Below are 1365 nucleotides of genomic sequence, written 5' to 3'. Positions count from 1 at the left end.
CCAGCGGCGGAGCGAAATCTCCCCCCTCGAGGGGGAGATGGCCGGCAGGCCAGAGGGGGTCGTCTCACATAAACGCCGCCCTCACTTTCGTCGCGCAAGCGCCGGCGCTTCACGCGCGGCGACCCCCTCTGTCGCCTTCGGCGACATCTCCCCCTCAAGGGGGGAGATTACCCGCCCCATTCTCATAGCTCCTTCTCGGCCAGTTCCCTGAATTCATCCGGCACCGAGCGCGCGGCTTCCAGCGCCACGGTGCCGTAGCCGACGGCCTCTTTGCCGAAGCGCTGGCGGATCTTGTCGATGGCGCGGTCGGCGCCGAAGCGGGCCAAGCCTTTGCGACTGCCGGGCCTCAGCTTCTCATCCGCCAGGCCGAGCGGCAGTTCAAGCTGCAGCTCGGCATGCTCCTCCAGATGCGAGACCGAGATTGCGAGCAGCGAAATTTCCCTTTCGCCCGGATGGGCGGCGAGCACGCCGCGCACCAGCTCCTCGGCGATTTCGGCGAGCATCGTCGTCGCCTGTATTGGCTGCTCCAACGTCACCGAGCGGGTGACCGCGCGCATGTCGCGGAAGCGCACGCGCACCGTCACCGTGCGGCCGGGCCGGGCTTTGGCACGCAACCGGCTGGCGACGCGGTCGGCGAGATGCAAGAGCGTCGGCACGAAGACGTGTGGCAGGGCGGGCTTGCGGCCAAGCGCCGACTGCGCGCCTGCGGAATGCGCCCGCCTGTGCGTCTCCAGCCGGCGCGGATCGCGGTTCCAAGCAAGGGCAGCAAGCTTCTGGCCTGCGGCGTGGCCGATCAGCCGCTCCAGCGCGCCGCTATGGGTGCGCGCCAATTGCCCGATGGTCTCGACGCCGATCTCGGCCAGCCGCGCCTTGGTCGCCGGGCCGACGCCCCACATCAGCGACACCGGCAAATCGTGCAGGAAGGCGAGTTCGGTGCCGGGCTCGACCACCACCAGCCCGTCGGGCTTCGCCACCTGTGAGGCGATCTTGGCGAGGTGTTTCGTGCGCGCCACGCCGATCGAGATCGGCAGGCCGAGCTCGCTCTTCACGCGGCTGCGGATTTTTCTGGCGATCTCCTCCGGCGGCCCGAACAGATGCGTGCAGCCGGCGACGTCGGCAAAGGCCTCGTCGATCGAGATGCGCTCGACCAGCGGCGTGAAATCGTCGAGCACCTTGATCGCGGCATCGCCGAGGCGCTGGAACTCGCTGAACCGCCCGCCGACGAAGATGAGCTGCGGGCAAAGCTCGCGCGCCTTGCGGCCGGGCATGCCGCCGCGCACGCCGAAGACCTTCGCCTCATAGGAGGCGGCCAGCACCACGCCGCCGCCAACCGCGATTGGTTTGCCGCGCAGCGACGGGTCGAGC

1 protein-coding gene is annotated in these 1365 nt (G+C 69.2%); it reads right to left on the bottom strand.

The genetic code is table 11. The features are described from left to right. Positions 1-182: 182 nt before the first annotated feature. Positions 183-1365, bottom strand: a 1183-nt coding sequence (locus EOA29_RS36630; protein ID WP_127222402.1) for a DNA polymerase IV, incomplete at its 5' end; no start/stop codon positions are given.

This window comes from Mesorhizobium sp. M1E.F.Ca.ET.063.01.1.1, assembly GCF_003998155.1.
Taxonomy (GTDB): domain Bacteria; phylum Pseudomonadota; class Alphaproteobacteria; order Rhizobiales; family Rhizobiaceae; genus Mesorhizobium.
The sequence above is the reverse complement of the archived record's forward strand: the minus strand, read 5'-3'. Positions and strand labels throughout refer to the sequence as shown.